The following is a 15,395-nucleotide window of genomic DNA, read 5'->3' as shown; positions in this document are numbered from 1 at the left end:
GCAGGGGGACTCCGCTGGCGGCTTGCCGCCGTTGCGAAAGACGGGAAACGGGCAGCCGCTGCCGGTTCGGGTGAACGAGGCGACGCGGATGGCGGCGAGGGCGACTATCGCCTCGGAAAGCTCCGACCGTGGCAGTGCTCCCGAAACCGCCCTGGCCTCCGGATGATACCGCCTTTGGTCCGGAGTGTATATTGTATATCGTCAGGCCCGGAGCGCCGGACGGGGCATTCCCCCGCAGGGCCGGAGGAGCGCCCCTCCCCGCCCCGCGATCCTCACGCGGGAAACTCGACCCGGGTCAGGCTGCTGCCCGGCTCCGGCAGGACCAGTTCCCCGTCGAGCTGGGAGGCAAGGCCCTGGATGATCTGGAGGCCCAGGCTCGGGACGACCTTCCGCGGCATCCCCGGGCCGTCGTCGGCGACGGTGAGCGCGGCGCGGTGCGGGCCGAGGCGCTTCAGGTCCACCTCGATCACCCCATGGTCGCGCCCCTTGAAGGCGTGCTTGACCGAATTGGTCACCAGCTCGGTCAGGATCAGGGACAGCGACGTGAGCCCGCGCAGGTCCAGCCGGACATCGTCGGCCGTCACCCGGCAGGCCACGCCCGAGGCGCCGGCGGCCTTCAGCACGTCGTCGCAGAGGCCGTGGAGATAGGTGCCGAGCGGCTGGTCCAGCGCGGCCGGGTCGTGCAGGCGCCGGTGCAGCCTGGCCATCATCTCCAGCCGATGAATCGCGTCGTCGAACGCGCCGGAGGCCGACGCCGGGTCGGCGGCGACGGCGGCCTTCTGGAGCAGGAGCAGCGAACTGACGAAGGAGAGATTGTTGGCGACGCGGTGCTGCAGCTCGGCGAACAGGGTGCTCTGCCGTTCGGCGAGCTCCGCGGAAACCTGCTGCGCCGCCTTGAGACGTTCGCCCGCGCGCCTCATGGCGTGGATGATGGCGATGTCGACGCCCACGATGAAGACGTAGAACGCCAGGGCAAGCGCGGTGTGCGACGTCAGTCCGAAGGAGTCGAACGGCGGTATGAACCAGTACCAGGCGGCCAGCCCGCTCAGCACGGCGCACAGCGTGCCGGCGCGCGTGCCGGCGACGAAGCAGGTCAGGATCACCGCCGGGAAGAAGGTGAGATAGGGGAACCCGGGCGGCAGCACGGGATGGATCAGGAAACGCGCGCCGAGGCCGACGAGGAACGCCGCCGCCGCGAATCCGTAGGCCGGGACGGGCGGCATCAGGACACCTGCCCGGACAGCAGGCGGTCGACCGCGGCGATCAGCTGGTTGCCGTTGACGGGCTTGGTCAGGACGGGCGCGTGCCCGTGGTGCTCGGCGATCCCGCCGCCGTTCTGATAGCCGGTGCAGAACACGAACGGCACGCCCTTGTCCCGCAGGGTGTCCGCCAGGGGGAGCACCGTCTCCCCGAACAGGTTGACGTCGAGCACCGCCGCCTCCGGGTCGCCGGTCCGGGCGAGCGCGAGGGCGTCGCCGACGCGTCCGACCGGCCCCAGGACGCGGAACCCCGCGTCGCTCAGGAGAGTCTTCAGGGCAAGGGCGGTCAGCGCCTCGTCCTCGACCACCAGGACCCGCCGTTCCCGTCCCCGGGCCGAAGGGACGGCTTCGCTTTCGCGGGGTCCGGATGCCTCGGCGGCGCCCTGAAGGTGCCATACGTCGGACGGCAGCATCAGCCGGCACCCCAGCCCCTGCGCCTGCCAGTCCATTTCCAAACGCCCCATCAACTGCCCCTCGATCGTCTGGCGCATCAGCGTGATGCCGAAACCGCCGGTCCCGGGCGGCATCTCCGCCGGCGGTCCGCCCCGTTCCTCCCACTCCAGGCGAAGGCTGCCGTCCGGGTCCGGCCGCCAGCCGACCCGCAGCCGGCCCCCCGGCCTGGACAGCGCGCCGTAGCGGGAAGCGTTGACCGCCAGCTCGTGCAGGACCAGCGTCACCGCCTGGGCCGCCTCGGCCCGGATCGCCGCTCCCGGCCCGGCGGCGTCAAGGATATTGTCCGGCCCGCGGAGGGAGTCCACCTCGCCTTCCACCAGGCTCCGGATATCCACGCCTGACCACCCGGACGCCGCGAGCAGGACATGGGCCCGCGCCATCGCCGCGACCCGGCCCTGGACGGCCTCGGCATAGACGGCCGGATCCTCGGCGCGGGAGAGCTGCACGATGGCCTGCACCACGGCAAGCGCATTCTTGGCCCGGTGGTCCACCTCCCGCATCAGCAGCCGGAGCCGCGTTTCCGTGGCCCGCCGGTCGGTCAGGTCGGCCGCCATGGTGACGACCAGGCGCCGCCCCCGGGCGTCATGGCCGATCGGCGCGGACCGGAACGCCCAGAGCAGCGTCCGCCCGTCGGCGGCCTGGACTTCGTAGTCGCCCTCGTCCAGCGGACCGTCGAGTTCGAAGAGCCGGTCGATGTCCATGCGCACCTCGTCCACCCTCCGGCCATAGGCGCGGGAGGTCCAGTCCGCCACGGTCCCGATATCGTGGGCGGCGTACCCGGTCAGGTCGAGCCAGGCATGGCTGACCAGGGAGATCTCGCCGTCGTCGGCGTGCACCATGACAGGGAACGGCGCCTCTTCGACCACGCGGCGCAGGCGCTTCTCGCTTGCCCGCGCCAGGGCGTCGGATCGGTCCAGCCGGGCGGCGTGCAGGATGACGGCCGCCGCGAGGACCAGGGCGCTGAGCGCCGCCACCAGCACCATCCGGAACTCCGGCCCGTAGATGCCGGAGTTCACGCCCCGGTCGAGGAGCCAGGCCGCCCCGAGCGGTCCGGCGACGGCGATGGGCAGGAGCGTCCGGGCCGTGGCGGCGCCCGGCCCCGGTCCGGTCAGCCACGCGATCAACCTGCCATCCGTTGCCAGGGCGAAGAGGCCGGCCGTCAGCGCCAGCAGGGCCAGGGCGGTGGGCAGGGCCATGGCGGTGGCGAAGCCGGTACCCCGGAGAACGTCCGCGCCGATCACGTAACCCGCCCCGGCCAAGGCGGGCGGAACGGCGCCCAGCGCCGCGAGCCACGCAGCCGCGAGGTTCCTTCCCCGCCCTCTTCCGGAAACCGCGATCCCGAGGGCGGTCGCCGACAGGCTGAGCGCGGTAGCCCAGGCCATGCGGCCCGGGGTCGGGTGACCCGCCGTGACGGCGATATCGTCGAGGATCCGCACCCAATCCAGGGGAAGCGGGATGCCGGCGGCATAGGCCAGCAGCGTCCATGCCGCGACGGCCGCTACCGCTCCGGCGGACAGCGTCGCGACGACGCCCGCCAAGCGTCCGGGCAAGCTCCGCGCGCCCAGGCCGAGCGCCGCGAGGCACAGGCACACGGCCGTCAGGGGAAGCATCTGCAGGCTTTCCGGCATCGGCCCGGCGGTGATCCATCCCGCGACCCGGACGGCGATGGAGCACCCGGCGATCAGGGCCGCCAGGGCGGCGCACAGGCGCGCGACGGCCCTCGCCCTGGCCGTCACGGCCATGGCCAGGCTTTCGGCCCGCCGGCGCGCCGCGTGGCCGGGGCAAGGCGGGCGTCGTCACCCGGACCAAAGGCGTGCTTAGCATTCGATTTTCGGTGAACCATCAGCTGGTTTTAGGTATTGGCGACCCTGTCGGGAACGCGATTGAGATAATGTTATTCATTTTCTTCTTCAGCAGCAGGGTCTCTCGACAATGTCAGCGATCCGCGTCTTGTTCATTCGCGAATCGGAGGTATGTTTTGATTATTGATTCGAGCGGCGCAAGATCAAAATATTAGTTGCCTTATGATTTGCCGCGCCGACCGGTCCCGCCGTCAGACCGGATGAAGCAGCGCCAGGACCACGGTGATGCTGACCACGGACAGCAGGGTCGTCAGCATGACGGCATTCACGGCGCCGGCGACGTAGCAGCCGAACTGGTGGGCCTGCAGGTACACGTTGGCTCCCGCCGGCAAGGCGGCGGTGACGGTCGCCACGGCGACGGCCTCGGGCGACAGGCCCGCGACCTTGGCCGCCAGCAGCCAGACGACCAGGGGATGCAGCACCAGCTTGAGCACGGCCACGGTGAGGGCTTCGACCAGTTCGCCGCCGATGCGGAGCGCGCTCTGGGCCTGCGCGGCGCCCAGGGCGATCAGGGCGGTCGGCGACGCCGCGGCGGCGAGCATCGCGGTCATCCTGTCCAGCGGCTCCCAGATGCCCAGGCCGGTGAAGCTCCAGGCGAGGCCGCTCAGCAGGCCGATGATGATCGGGTTGGACAGGGTCTCCCTCACCGCGGGCAGGACGATCGACAAGAGCCCCCCGGAATGGCCGCGCCCGACGGCGATCAGGATCGTGGTCACCGGAAGCAGGATGAGCGAGTGGAAGGCGATGATCTTGGTCTGGAGGATGACGCCCTCCGGACCGAAGGCGGTCTGGACCAGCGGAAGGCCGAGCAGCACGGCGTTTGAATACATCGCCGCCATGCCGAACACGCCGAGCTGGTCGAGCCGCAGCCGGAACAAGGTCCGGCCGCAGGCGAGCGCCAGGGCCAGGATGACCAGGCAGCCGCCGAAATAGGCCAGCGCTATCGCGGGCTCCATGTTTCGGGCCGTCCCCTCCGCCGCCGTGGAGCGGAACAGGAGCACGGGGATCATCAGCCAGGTCGCCGCGTTGGCGACTCCGCGGACCGCCGCCGCCGGCAGGATCGGCGTCCGCCCGGCGACGTAGCCGACCAGGATCAGGCCGAACACCGGCAGAATGATGTTGATGAAGATCACCATGGGGATGTCGGATTCCTGGTTTGAAGCGTCGGACCGGCGCCCCGGCAGGGCGCGGGGGTATGGCGCGGGCCGGTCAAGGCGGGTTAGACAGGGACTCCGCACCCCACAAGCGAGGAACACAGAGATGCGCACTGCCCCTTACGGAGCCTGGAAATCGCCCATCACGACGGACCTGATCGTCGGCGAGGCGGTGGGGCTGAGCGAGCTTTGCGTGGATGGCGGCGATATCTACTGGATCGAGGGGCGGCCCGCGGAGAAGGGCCGGGGCGTCATTGTGAAGGGGAGCGCCGGCGGTGTCATCCGCGATGTGCTGCCGCCGCCGTTCTCCTCCCGCAGCCGGGTCCACGAGTATGGCGGCGCCAGCTACGTGGCTGCCGGCGGCACGGTCTGGTTCGTCAACTTCGCCGACCAGCGGATCTGGCGGCTGGAGGAGGGGGAGGAGCCCGTGCCGGTGACCGTCGAGGGCGACGGCTGGCGCTTCGCCGACCTGGTGCTCGACGCGGCGCGGGACCGGCTGATCGCGGTCGGCGAACTGCACCGGGAGGCCGGGCACGGGGAGCCGCTCAATGTCCTGGTGTCGGTCGCGGCCAGGCCGCCCGCCCCGGCGGCGCCGGAGACGATCGCGGCCGGGGCCGACTTCTACGGGGCGCCGCGGCTCTCCCCGGACGGCGGCCGGCTGGCCTGGATCGAGTGGAACCATCCCAACATGCCCTGGGACGGGACCAGGCTGATGGTGGCCGGGGTGCGGGACGACGGGACCCTGGCCGAGACCCTGGAGGTGGACGGCGGGGACGACGTCGCCGTCGTGCAGCCGTCCTGGTCCCCGTCCGGCGCGCTCCACTATGTCTCGGACCGGAGCGGCTGGTGGAACCTGGTCCGCTGGAACGGCACGGGAGCCGGCGCCGATGCCGGGGTCCCGCTTCTCCCCATGGCGGCGGAGTTCGCCCGCCCCTACTGGAACTTCGGCCAGGCGACCTACGGCTTCGCCGGCGACGGGATCGCCGCGGCCTTCACCCGCGACGGATTCTGGTCCTTGGCTACCGGCATCGGCGACGGGCTGTCGCCCCGGGCCGCGGACATTCCCTACGACCAGATCGGCGCGGTCAAACCGATGGCCGGCGGCGGCATCGCGCTGCTGGCGGGCAGCGGCAGGGAGCCCGGCTCGGTCGTCCTGCTGACCTCCGACGGCGTCCGGGTGCTGCGCCGCTCGGCGCCGGTCGACCTGCCGGAGGGGACGATCTCGGTCGCCCGGTCGATCGAGTTCCGGAGCGCCGGCGGGCGGACCGCCTATGCCTTCCACTATCCCCCGACCAGCGCCGATCATCGGGCGCCCGACGGCACCCTGCCCCCGCTGCTGGTCAAGAGCCACGGCGGCCCGACCTCGGCCGCTTCCCCCCAGCTGAGCCTGCCGATCCAGTACTGGACCAGCCGCGGCTTCGCGGTCGTCGACGTGAACTATGCGGGGTCGAGCGGCTTCGGGACGCCGTACCGCCGGGCGCTCGACGGTGCCTGGGGCGTGGCCGACGTGGAGGACTGCGTCGCGGCCGCGACATACCTGGTCGGCCAGGGACTCGCCGATCCCGACCGGATCGCGATCACCGGGGGCAGCGCCGGCGGATACACCACCCTGTGCGCCCTGACCTTCACCGACCGGTTCCGGGCGGGGGCAAGCCATTACGGCATCTCCGACCTGGAGGCGCTCTACCACGACACCCACAAGTTCGAGTCCCGCTACCTGGACCGGCTGGTCGGACCCTTGGAAACTTCGGGCGACGTCATCCGGGCGCGATCGCCGATCCATCATCTGGACCGGATCGGCTGCCCGGTCATCCTGTTCCAGGGGCTGGACGACAAGGTCGTTCCGCCCAACCAGGCCGCCATGATGGCCGACGCGCTCCGCGCCAAGGGTCTGCCGGTGGCCCTGCTGGCCTTCGAGGGCGAGGGCCACGGGTTCCGGCAGGCGGCGACCATACGGCGGACCCTGGAGGCCGAACTGTGGTTCTACGGCCGGATCTTCGGCTTCGGGCCGGCCGACGCGATCGATCCCGTCGAGATCGACAACTGGCCGCGCTGAGAAAAGGGAGGGCCGGCACGAAGACTATGTCCCGGCTTCCGGCCGCGGTGGCGATCGCGCCGCCCGTGTCCCGATGCCCCCTTACTGTCACCGCGCAATTCTGGTAGTTGGTATAACGTATGCCAGATTGCCGCCGCCGAGGGAGGCAAGTCCCGGGCGATCTGCATCGAAGCCAAGAAGCATCGAACTCAAGAAAAAGAACGGAGGAAACGATGAAGGCCGGCGACATCATGACCCGCAGCGTCATCACGATCGATGCGGACAGTACCGTCGCGGAAGCGGCGAAGCGGATGCTTGAGCACCGGATCAGCGGCATGCCCGTCGTCGACGGCCAGGGCCGCGTCATCGGCGTGATCAGCGAGGGCGACCTGCTGCGGCGGGCGGAAACCGGGACCGAGACCCAGGGCAAGGGCCGCGGCTCCTGGTGGCTCGGCCTCGTCGCGGGCGCCTCGTCGCAGGCGGACGCCTTCACGAAGCAGCACGGCCGGACCGTCCGCGACGCGATGAGCGGCAGCGTGATCAGCGTCGACGAGGACGCCCCCCTCAACGAGGTGGTCGAGCTGATGGAGAGCCGCCGGATCAAGCGGGTTCCGGTCACCCGCGACCGTCAGGTGGTCGGCATCATCAGCCGGGCGAACCTGATGCGTATCCTGACGACCCTGGAGCCCGGAACGGCCGCCCCGTCGGTGGACGACAGGACGATCCGCGAGCGGGTGCTGAAAGCCTACGCGGAGCAGCCCTGGGCGCCGGACTTCGGCGAGAACGTGGTGGTGAAGGACGGCGTCGTCCATCTCTGGGGTGCCGTGCGGACCCAGTCCCAGCGGCAGGCGCTCGTGGTCGGCGCGCGGACGGTCCCGGGCGTCCGGGACGTCGTGGACCATATCGACGTGGTCGATCCGGTCGCGGAAGGCTTCGTGGGCTGGTAGCCGTCGGCGCCCGCCGGGGCGGCGGGTTCCGGATCGCGCGCAGGCGCGGCCCGGGACCCGCCGCCCTGGGCTGTTCCGAACGGCGTCAGCCGAGCTCGATCTCGCCGTCGATCTCGTGGCGCAGGTCGATGCCGTCGACGGTGAGCACGACCTTGGCGGACAGGGTCTCGCCGCCCTTGATCCGGCCCGACCGGATCGCCCGTTCCACCGCGGCCTCGATCTCGCGCTGGGAGGTCACCCCGACGACTTTGAGAAACTTGCGGACTTCCATGTTGAAGGTGTCCGGATCCATCCTGTCTTCTCCCTGTCCGCCGCCCGCTCCGGACGGCGCTGAGTTGCTGCTTCCATAATCAACCTTGCACAAAGTCCGTGCACCGTACTACCCTTTCCTTCTGGCATGTGGTGTACGGTATGCAAAGAATACGCAAGGCACCCGACAAGGCCCCCGACAAGGCCCCGGAGACGCGCTCCGCCCCGCGCCCGGCGGCGACCCTCATCCTGCTGCGCGATGCGCCCGGCGGGCTAGAGACCCTGATGATCGAACGTCACGCCGGGCTGGGTTTCGCCCCGGGCGCGCTGGTGTTTCCGGGAGGATGCCTCGCCGCGGAGGATCGCGGCTCCTCCGGAAGCTCCGGCGGCGGCCTGCATCCGGCCCGGCTGGCGGCGATCCGGGAGACATTCGAGGAATGCGGTATCCTGCTGGCCCGGCGGCGGCATGACGGCGCCCTGCCCGATCCCGCCCGTTGCGCCGACCTGGCGGCGCGCTACCGCGCCCGGCTCCTGTCCGGGGACATCACCTTCGGCGCCCTGCTCGAGGCGGAGGGGCTGATCCCCGCGGCCGACCGCCTCGTCCCCTTCGGCCACTGGGTGACGCCGTCCGTGCGTCCCAGGCGCTTCGACACGGTCTTCTTCATCGCGGCGGCCAGTCCCGGCCAGCAGGCCCAACCCGACGGATCGGAGATCGTGAGCTGCCGGTGGGGCCGTCCGGCGGAAATCCTCGGCGAAGCGGATGCCGGCGCGGCGCGCCTGATCTTCGCCACCCGGATGAACCTGATGCGCCTCGCCGCCAGCCGCACCGTCGCGGAGGCGGTCGAGGCGGCGATGCGGCAGCCGCTGGTCAGGATCGTGCCGGAATGGATCGAAACGCCCGGCGGCGCGGAACTCCGCATACCGCATGGGGCCGGATACGGCCCTTGCGTCGTGCCGGCCGTCCCGGCGGACCTTGGTTAGGACGGAAACTGGCGCTTGGGAAAGAAAATCGGACGGCGCGGATGCCGCGCCTCAGAACCCCGTTCCGCCAATCGGGAAAGGGGCTGGATAGGGAACGGAGCCGGTTGCGTTTACAGACCGGTCCGTTGAAGATGAAACCGATAACAAGAAAGAAGTGGGAGGAAGCGTGCATATCAGGAAATCACGGGACGCTCCGGCGGACGGCACGCATCGGAAGGTGCTGGTCACCACCCTCTGGTTCGGCGTGCTGAGCGGCCTGTGCCATGGGGCCGTCCTGCTGCTGGCCGGATCACCCGGACCCGACCTGACACGCATGGTCTGGACCAGCTTCTGACGGATCACTCGATCCAGAAAGGCCGTTCGTGGCCTTGGCCGCCCTGGGACAGCCGGTCGGATGTCCAGAAGATGCTGTCTCCCTCGTCCTCGCCGGCGGACGTGGAGAACGGCCAGGCGGAACCCGAGGTCAGGACGTGCGTCGCGAGGCCGGCGAAAGCCATGAGGGTGAGGAGGAAGTCGGAGTTCTTCAGCATTTTCCAGGTTCCCTTGGTCCGAGGCGGTGCGCCGGTGTCGTTTGCTGCATAGCAACATAACGGCGGCGCGGCACGACATCAAGCGTACTGGAATACAGAATACCAAAGGTCAGCCTTGCATCGATGTCAGGGCTGGCCTTGCCGCGCCCGCAAGTAAATCCCGGACGGCACCTCCCTCCGGCGTGGTATTCGACCGCCCCTTTCCAGTCCTGAACGCCCTCCCGGCCTCCCGGCCGACGCCTTCCAGAGTCGCGGCCTAGTCGTCCGGCATACTCCCTGCCGCCGGGAATTGGTTTCCGTTTCAACCGATTGTCCGACGCCACTTTGGAATTCGCGTTCCACATCGTGGAAAAATAATAAAACCATTTGCATCACGGTTGGTGTTTGGCATTCAATATACCAGACACCAGAGGGCGTCACGTTGTCGCAGCCGGGAACCAGTGGGTTCCGAGGCTGCCGTCACGGGATCAAGGCCCTCCGGAAGAATAAGAAACACCGGACCAATAGTCGTCCATCCACACGGAGGAAATGTCCGATGCATACATCGGTTGATCAACAGGGAAGGACTCGGGCTCCCGATTCCGCCCGCATGCGATGGATCCAGCTCGCCGTCGGCGTGATCTGTATGGTGGCGACGGCTAACATACAGTATGCCTGGACGCTGTTCGTGCCGGAGATCCAGGCGACCTACGGATGGACCCGCGCCTCGATCCAGGCCGCCTTCACGATCTTCGTCGTCGTCCAGACCTGGCTGACCCCCATCGAAGGCTACTTCATCGACAAGTACGGCCCGCGCGTGATGGTCGCCATCGGCGGCGTGCTGGTCGGCCTCTCCTGGATCATCAACTCCTATGCCACCACGCTGACCGGCTTCTATGTCGGCGCCGCGGTCGGCGGCATGGGCGTCGGCTGCGTCTATGCGACCTGCATCAACAACGCGCTGAAGTGGTTCCCGGATCGCCGCGGCCTGGCGGTCGGCCTGACCGCCGGCGGCTACGGTGCCGGCTCGGCCCTGACCATCCTGCCGATCGCCGCCGTGATCGCGTCGAGCGGCTATCAGAGCGCCTTCTTCTACTTTGGCGCCGTCCAGGGCATCGTCATCTTCGCCGTGGCCTGGTTCCTGCGGTCGCCCCAGAAGGGCGAGGTCAACTACTCCACCAAGGTCGCCCAGTCCCGCCGCGACTACACGCTCAGCGAAGCCCTGCGCACCCCGGTGTTCTGGACCATGCTGCTGATGTTCACCCTGACCGTGACCGGCGGCCTGATGGCGGTGGCCCAGCTCGGCCTGATCGCCCACGACCTCGGCGTCAAGGAATTCCCGGTCAACCTCTACTTCTTCACCATGGCCGCCCTGCCCTTCGCCCTGATGCTCGACCGCGTCATGAACGGCCTGTCGCGTCCCCTCTTCGGCTGGATCTCGGACCATATCGGCCGTGAGAAGACCATGTTCATCGCCTTCTCCATGGAAGGCCTCGGCATCATCGCGCTGGGCTACTTCGGCCACAACCCCTACGCCTTCCTGATCCTGAGCGGCGTCGTGTTCCTGGCCTGGGGCGAAGTCTACAGCCTCTTCAGCGCCACCGCGGGCGATGCCTTCGGCACCAAGCATGTCGGCAAGATCTACGGCCTCCTGTACTGCGCCAAGGGTATCGCGGCCCTGATGGTCCCGCTCGGCAACATCCTGATGGAAGCCACCGGCACCTGGTCGACCGTGCTCTACACCGTCGCGATCATGGACCTCTGCTCCGCCGTCTGCGCCATCGTCGTCCTGCGGCCGATGCTGGCCCGCCATCACGCCCGGAACGAGCAGGAATACCGCCTCGCCACCGGCGGGCAGGCCCAGCCGGTCGGTTCCGCCGCCACCTGATCCCCCCTCGAACCCAGACCTAACCGTTCGGGATCGAACCTCGTGCCGCTGCCGAAAGGCAGCGGCGCTTTTTCCGTCTCCGGGCGGCCAAACCCTCAGTCGGGCCTGACCTGTCCCGTGACGGGATCGATCTTGACCTCGCGGTCGCCGCCGCCGCGGGTGCGGTACTCGACCTCGTAGTACCCGTCGTCGTCCCAGTCGATCTCCTTGAAATGGGCGAAATCGTCCTGGCGCTCGACGGCGGCGATAAGCTGGGACAGGGGCCGGGCGTTCGGCGGCGGAGCGTCGGCCCAGGCCGCGGCAGCGCCGAAGCCCAGTCCCGCAGCCACCAGGGCGGCCGTCATCCTGGACATGCGCGATCTCCCGTGCCGGACCGTATCAATTGGAGTCGCGGCGGGCCTGGCCCACCTTGACCGCCTGCGAGACGCGCCCGATCTCCCGCGGGTCCATGCTGACCGTCGGGTTGGGGTTCTCGACCATGCTCATCGACCGGTTCGCGGTTCTGCCCGAACTGGGATGATGGCGGACGCGGTTCTGGCGCTTCAGCTCCAGGGCGCGCCGGGCGATGTCGGTCTGGCTGCCGCCCGATCCGGCCTTGCGGATCCGCCCGAGCTCGCGGTTGAGGCGCTTCACCGCGCCGGCGAAGATGGCGGCCTTCGCTTCCGTGCCGGTATTGTCGCGGGCGGCGGTGGCGCCGCGCGGCTCGGCCTTGCCGCGCATCTCCCGACGCTGCTGGCGGGAGCGATCCCTCGCCTTCCGACGGTACTCGCGCAGAAGCTTCAGATTGCTTGCCAGTGCATCCTCGGACAGGCCGCAGATCGCCGGATAGTGTGACTGGCTGACGACGTCGAATTCATTCGCGGTCAGCAACCGCTTCTCGGTCGAGATAGGCACACTCATCGAACTGCTCCTTGCTCAGTGGAACCCGATCACTTTCTTGTCCGGCTTCCCTAATTGGGACTATTTTTGCAATTTCCACCCTTGAATCTCCCGTCCGGATCGCCGTCCCGCAGGACGGCGCCATGGCTCCGGCACGGAGCCGCGGACCCGGGGCGGGCAAGCCTCGTCCTTTCCTTTCGCGCCTTCAGGCGTCCATGGTCATCTCCCTTCCTTGACGATCAGCCGGGTCCGGAACACCGCCTTCTCGAAGTCGGTGACCAGGACGTCGAGGGCCAGGGTCCAGTTCCCGGTGAACGGCAGGTCCACGTCGCCGGCGACGGTCCCCTGCGCCGAAACGGCCAAGGGGCGACTGATCGGCTCGATGCCGGCATCCGGGTGAGCCAACTCGACGGTCGCTTCCAGCGGCGACAGGACATCGTCGCCGGGTCCGGTCAGGTACGCCTTCACGCTGTTGCGGCCCGGCCGTGCCGGTTCCACGGCGATGACGGCCGTGCGGTTCCCGACGGTCACGACGGCGGTATATCCGTCGGGCCGCCCAGGTCCGGCCGCGGCTTCCGGAATCCCGTCGTGACGGTGGTTTTCCCCGGCGCCCTCCCGCATGCCGGCTTCCTGGGCCAGCAGCGCCCGCGGCGGCGGCGTCAGCGGGAAGCTCGCGGTGGCCAGGATTATGCCGGCGACCGCCAGCAGCTCGATCCGGATGCCGCGGGCGAGCCGCCGGGCGGCTGCGGGTCGTCCCTCGGCGAGGGCGGGTGTCAGTCGCTGCCGGTTGATCGCCGCCAGCGCGAGAAGGATGGCGACCAGCATCGCCTTGGCAAGCCAGATCCGGCCGTATGCGGTGGTCGCCACCGTGGCCGCGTCGCCCAATTGGAGCATGCTGATGACCGTGCCGGCGAGGGCAAGCACGGCGACGGCGGGAACGGCAAGCCGGGAGAACCGTTGCACCGCACGGATCGCCTCGTCCGGCGGGACCGTGCGCAGGACGACGATCAGCGGCCACAGGGCGCCCACCCAGTAGATCGCCGCCAGGGCATGGGCGAACACCAGAGGCTGGCTCAGCCATCGCGGCGGCGCCGTGGCGGCGTGGCCGGTGACGGCCAGGGACGCCGAAGCCAGCAGCGCGCCGACGACGAGGGCGGCGTCTCCCCGCCGGCCATCGAGCGCCAAGCCCGTCGTGCCGGCGAGCAGCCCCGCCAGGGCGAGCAGCCCGGCGAAGCCGACCGAGGTGGCCAGCCCGGTCTGCCAGGTGCCGCCCTGCAGCAGGCTGCCGAGAGGCGCGCCTTGCAGGTTGGCCCCGGCAAGGCCGATGCCCAGCATCCCGGTCAGCGCCGCCACCGCCGCTCCCAGGCACAGGGCCGGCGTCAGGCGTCCGCCCAGGGGATCCCGGCGCGCCGGGACGAAGGCCAGGAACAGTCCGCCGCCCGCCGCGAACAGCAATGCCGCGTAGTGCAGCGCCCGGACGGCCGCGGCCGCGACGGCGGTCCCGTCGGTTGCCGACGGCTCGGTGACGGCGGCCGGGGGAGCCTCCGTTCCGGCCGCGAAGACGATCGAGCCCGCCACCGGATGGCCGTCGGCCGAGGTCACGCGATAGCTGAGGACATAACCGCCTTCCGGCAGATCCTCGGGCAGGGCGATGCGGATCGTCTCGCCTTCGGCCGTCACCGCCTCGGGTCCGGTCACGGCACCGCCCCCGGCGGCGAGCACCCGCACCGTGACCGGCCTGACAGGCTCGTTGAACCGCAGCCATGCCTCGCGCGGCGGCGCGTCCAGGCGGGCGCCGTCCTCCGGGCCGGTCTCCACCACGACCGCGTGCGCCAGGGCCGCCGGCGCGTGAACCAGCGACGCCAGGACCAACATCAGCAGACCGGCCGATCGGGCGATGCCGTCCCGCGGACCGGCGCGATGCCGTCCCGCGGGATCTCCGGTGCTCACGGCTTGGCCGTGATCTTTACGCCGGGAGCCGGCTCCTTGTAGTCGTCCGCGCTCCGGCCCGGCTCGGGGATCTCGATCCAGCGATGCACGCCCGTCTCGCACTGCTGGACGATCGGGAAGTGGATGACCGTACCCGCCGGAACGTCGGGCAGCCTGGCCCGGAAGACGAACTCGTCATACCAGGCATCGGGCAGGTTGCCGCCGGACCAGGATACTTCCGTGACGCCCTTGGTCAGCTTGTCGCCGTAGTAATCGTAAGCCTGGGCGTACTGCCCCTCCTTGGTGGTCAGTTGCCACCCCGGCTTGGGCATCGGCTTGACCGCGATGACGCCTTCGGGAATCTGGACACGGATGGACGTCGTGGCAGCGCCTTCGCAGCCGTGGCCGATCCGGATCACCGCCTTGTAGAAGCTGCCGGCGGGAGCCTCCCTGGTTTCGAGGGTTGCATGGGCCGAAGCCGGGCTTGCGCCGGCCAGGCAAAGGATAGCGGCGCCAAGCGCCGCCGTCAGGGCATGGTTCATGGAGTTTCCATCGCGGAAGACGAACGGGACGACGGACGGCAGGGTGCCGTCCGTCGATGGGGAATCAGGCCGTGTCGTCTTGCGGTGGAGCGCGGGGATGGAGGCAGGTCAGGAACTGTCTGGCGACGAGGGGAACGGCGTCGCGGACCGTCACCTTCAGGGGGACCGCGACCGAAGGCGACGCGATCCGTCCGCCGTCGGCCGGCAGAACCTGCAACGACTGCACGAAGCAGAAGGGACAGGAGTCGTGGACGCCCGGCGGGGGCTGTCGATCCGGTTCCGTCGTCCCGCAATCGTGGGATTCCTGGGGCTCGTGGGCGCCGTGTCCGGCGACCATTCCCGGCGCATGCGTCCCGGTGGCCGCGATCCGGCGTTCCGGGGCGTCTCGCGCCGCCATCGCCAACTCGGGGACGATGGACTGGATCAGGAGCGCGCAAACGGCGAGCCACGCGAAAAGGACGCGCCGGACCGGTGATCCGCTCCGCCCTTTCCGGAGATCGTTGCGTCGGCCCGTCCCCATGATCCTTCCGGTTTCATGCGTTTCCCGCATGCGGGACAATGATACAGCCGGCGACAGGAAGCTACCGGGAAGATCGGGGCTTATGCTTTCCAGCCGGTCCTGATCCAGGGCTGTCCGGCACGGTTGTTGCGTACTGCTCACAAGCCTGAACTCAAGGCGGAACTACCCCTTTTTCGTCATGGCCGGAC

Annotated in this window: 15 protein-coding genes; 5 read left to right on the top strand and 10 right to left on the bottom strand. The window is 69.5% G+C overall.

All coding sequences use genetic code 11. The features are described 5' to 3' along the window. Nucleotides 1-272: 272 nt before the first annotated feature. From IGS68_RS32725 to IGS68_RS32715, 3 genes are all read right to left on the bottom strand, one after another. A complete protein-coding gene (locus IGS68_RS32725; protein ID WP_201082942.1) occupies nucleotides 273-1,223 on the bottom strand; it encodes a sensor histidine kinase in 951 nt (316 codons plus the stop codon). Continuing rightward, on the bottom strand, nucleotides 1,223-3,454 hold the full coding sequence (locus IGS68_RS32720) for an HWE histidine kinase domain-containing protein (RefSeq protein ID WP_201082940.1): 2,232 nt from the start codon (nucleotides 3,452-3,454) through the stop codon (nucleotides 1,223-1,225). Before IGS68_RS32720 ends, IGS68_RS32725 begins: the two co-directional genes overlap by 1 nt. 311 nt (nucleotides 3,455-3,765) lie before the next feature. After that, on the bottom strand, nucleotides 3,766-4,710 hold the full coding sequence (locus IGS68_RS32715) for an AEC family transporter (RefSeq protein ID WP_201082938.1): 945 nt from the start codon (nucleotides 4,708-4,710) through the stop codon (nucleotides 3,766-3,768). Nucleotides 4,711-4,834: 124 nt separating this feature from the next. Here IGS68_RS32715 and IGS68_RS32710 point away from each other — a divergent pair, with 124 nt between their 5' ends. Both IGS68_RS32710 and IGS68_RS32705 read left to right on the top strand, forming a co-directional pair. Beyond that, nucleotides 4,835-6,784, top strand: coding sequence for an alpha/beta hydrolase family protein (locus IGS68_RS32710; RefSeq protein ID WP_201082936.1), 1,950 nt, complete (start codon nucleotides 4,835-4,837; stop codon nucleotides 6,782-6,784). Nucleotides 6,785-6,996: 212 nt separating this feature from the next. Further along, a complete protein-coding gene (locus tag IGS68_RS32705) occupies nucleotides 6,997-7,710 on the top strand; it encodes a CBS domain-containing protein (protein ID WP_201082934.1) in 714 nt (237 codons plus the stop codon). Between the two features lie 85 nt (nucleotides 7,711-7,795). Here the strand turns inward: IGS68_RS32705 and IGS68_RS32700 are convergent, their stop codons facing one another. Further along, the gene (locus IGS68_RS32700) at nucleotides 7,796-8,002 is read right to left on the bottom strand and encodes a DUF6494 family protein (protein ID WP_201082932.1); all 207 of its coding nucleotides are present in this window, start codon (nucleotides 8,000-8,002) and stop codon (nucleotides 7,796-7,798) included. Between the two features lie 119 nt (nucleotides 8,003-8,121). Between IGS68_RS32700 and IGS68_RS32695 the strand changes: the two genes are divergently transcribed. Beyond that, the gene (locus IGS68_RS32695) at nucleotides 8,122-8,940 is read left to right on the top strand and encodes an NUDIX hydrolase (RefSeq protein ID WP_201082930.1); all 819 of its coding nucleotides are present in this window, start codon (nucleotides 8,122-8,124) and stop codon (nucleotides 8,938-8,940) included. A 166-nt stretch (nucleotides 8,941-9,106) separates the two neighbouring features. Beyond that, nucleotides 9,107-9,274, top strand: coding sequence for a hypothetical protein (locus IGS68_RS32690; protein ID WP_201082928.1), 168 nt, complete (start codon nucleotides 9,107-9,109; stop codon nucleotides 9,272-9,274). A 4-nt stretch (nucleotides 9,275-9,278) separates the two neighbouring features. Here IGS68_RS32690 and IGS68_RS32685 read toward each other — a convergent pair whose 3' ends face one another. Beyond that, complete coding sequence (locus tag IGS68_RS32685; RefSeq protein ID WP_201082926.1) at nucleotides 9,279-9,470, bottom strand: hypothetical protein; 192 nt, start codon at nucleotides 9,468-9,470, stop codon at nucleotides 9,279-9,281. 589 nt (nucleotides 9,471-10,059) lie between these two features. On the opposite strand from IGS68_RS32685, the gene oxlT reads away from it, so the two are divergent. Further along, the gene (oxlT, locus tag IGS68_RS32680) at nucleotides 10,060-11,337 is read left to right on the top strand and encodes an oxalate/formate MFS antiporter (protein WP_247881497.1); all 1,278 of its coding nucleotides are present in this window, start codon (nucleotides 10,060-10,062) and stop codon (nucleotides 11,335-11,337) included. 95 nt (nucleotides 11,338-11,432) lie between these two features. On the opposite strand, the gene IGS68_RS32675 is transcribed toward oxlT, so the two are convergent. From IGS68_RS32675 to IGS68_RS32655, 5 genes are all read right to left on the bottom strand, one after another. Continuing rightward, entirely contained in the window at nucleotides 11,433-11,690 is a 258-nt protein-coding gene (locus IGS68_RS32675; protein ID WP_247881496.1) for a PepSY domain-containing protein, read from the bottom strand. 25 nt (nucleotides 11,691-11,715) lie between these two features. Next, nucleotides 11,716-12,237, bottom strand: a complete 522-nt coding sequence (locus IGS68_RS32670) for a hypothetical protein (protein ID WP_201082923.1) — start codon at nucleotides 12,235-12,237, stop codon at nucleotides 11,716-11,718. 198 nt (nucleotides 12,238-12,435) lie between these two features. Then, nucleotides 12,436-14,166, bottom strand: a complete 1,731-nt coding sequence (locus IGS68_RS32665; RefSeq protein ID WP_201082922.1) for a copper resistance CopC/CopD family protein — start codon at nucleotides 14,164-14,166, stop codon at nucleotides 12,436-12,438. Beyond that, entirely contained in the window at nucleotides 14,163-14,687 is a 525-nt protein-coding gene (locus IGS68_RS32660; RefSeq protein WP_201082921.1) for a YcnI family copper-binding membrane protein, read from the bottom strand. The genes IGS68_RS32665 and IGS68_RS32660 overlap by 4 nt, the downstream gene beginning before the upstream one ends. Nucleotides 14,688-14,751: 64 nt before the next feature. Further along, nucleotides 14,752-15,207, bottom strand: coding sequence for a DUF2946 domain-containing protein (locus IGS68_RS32655; protein ID WP_371821972.1), 456 nt, complete (start codon nucleotides 15,205-15,207; stop codon nucleotides 14,752-14,754). Nucleotides 15,208-15,395: the final 188 nt, after the last annotated feature.

The organism is Skermanella sp. TT6, from assembly GCF_016653635.2.
GTDB lineage: Bacteria > Pseudomonadota > Alphaproteobacteria > Azospirillales > Azospirillaceae > Skermanella > Skermanella cutis.
Note: the sequence above shows the minus strand (reverse complement) of the source record. Positions and strands in the feature narration are given on the sequence as shown.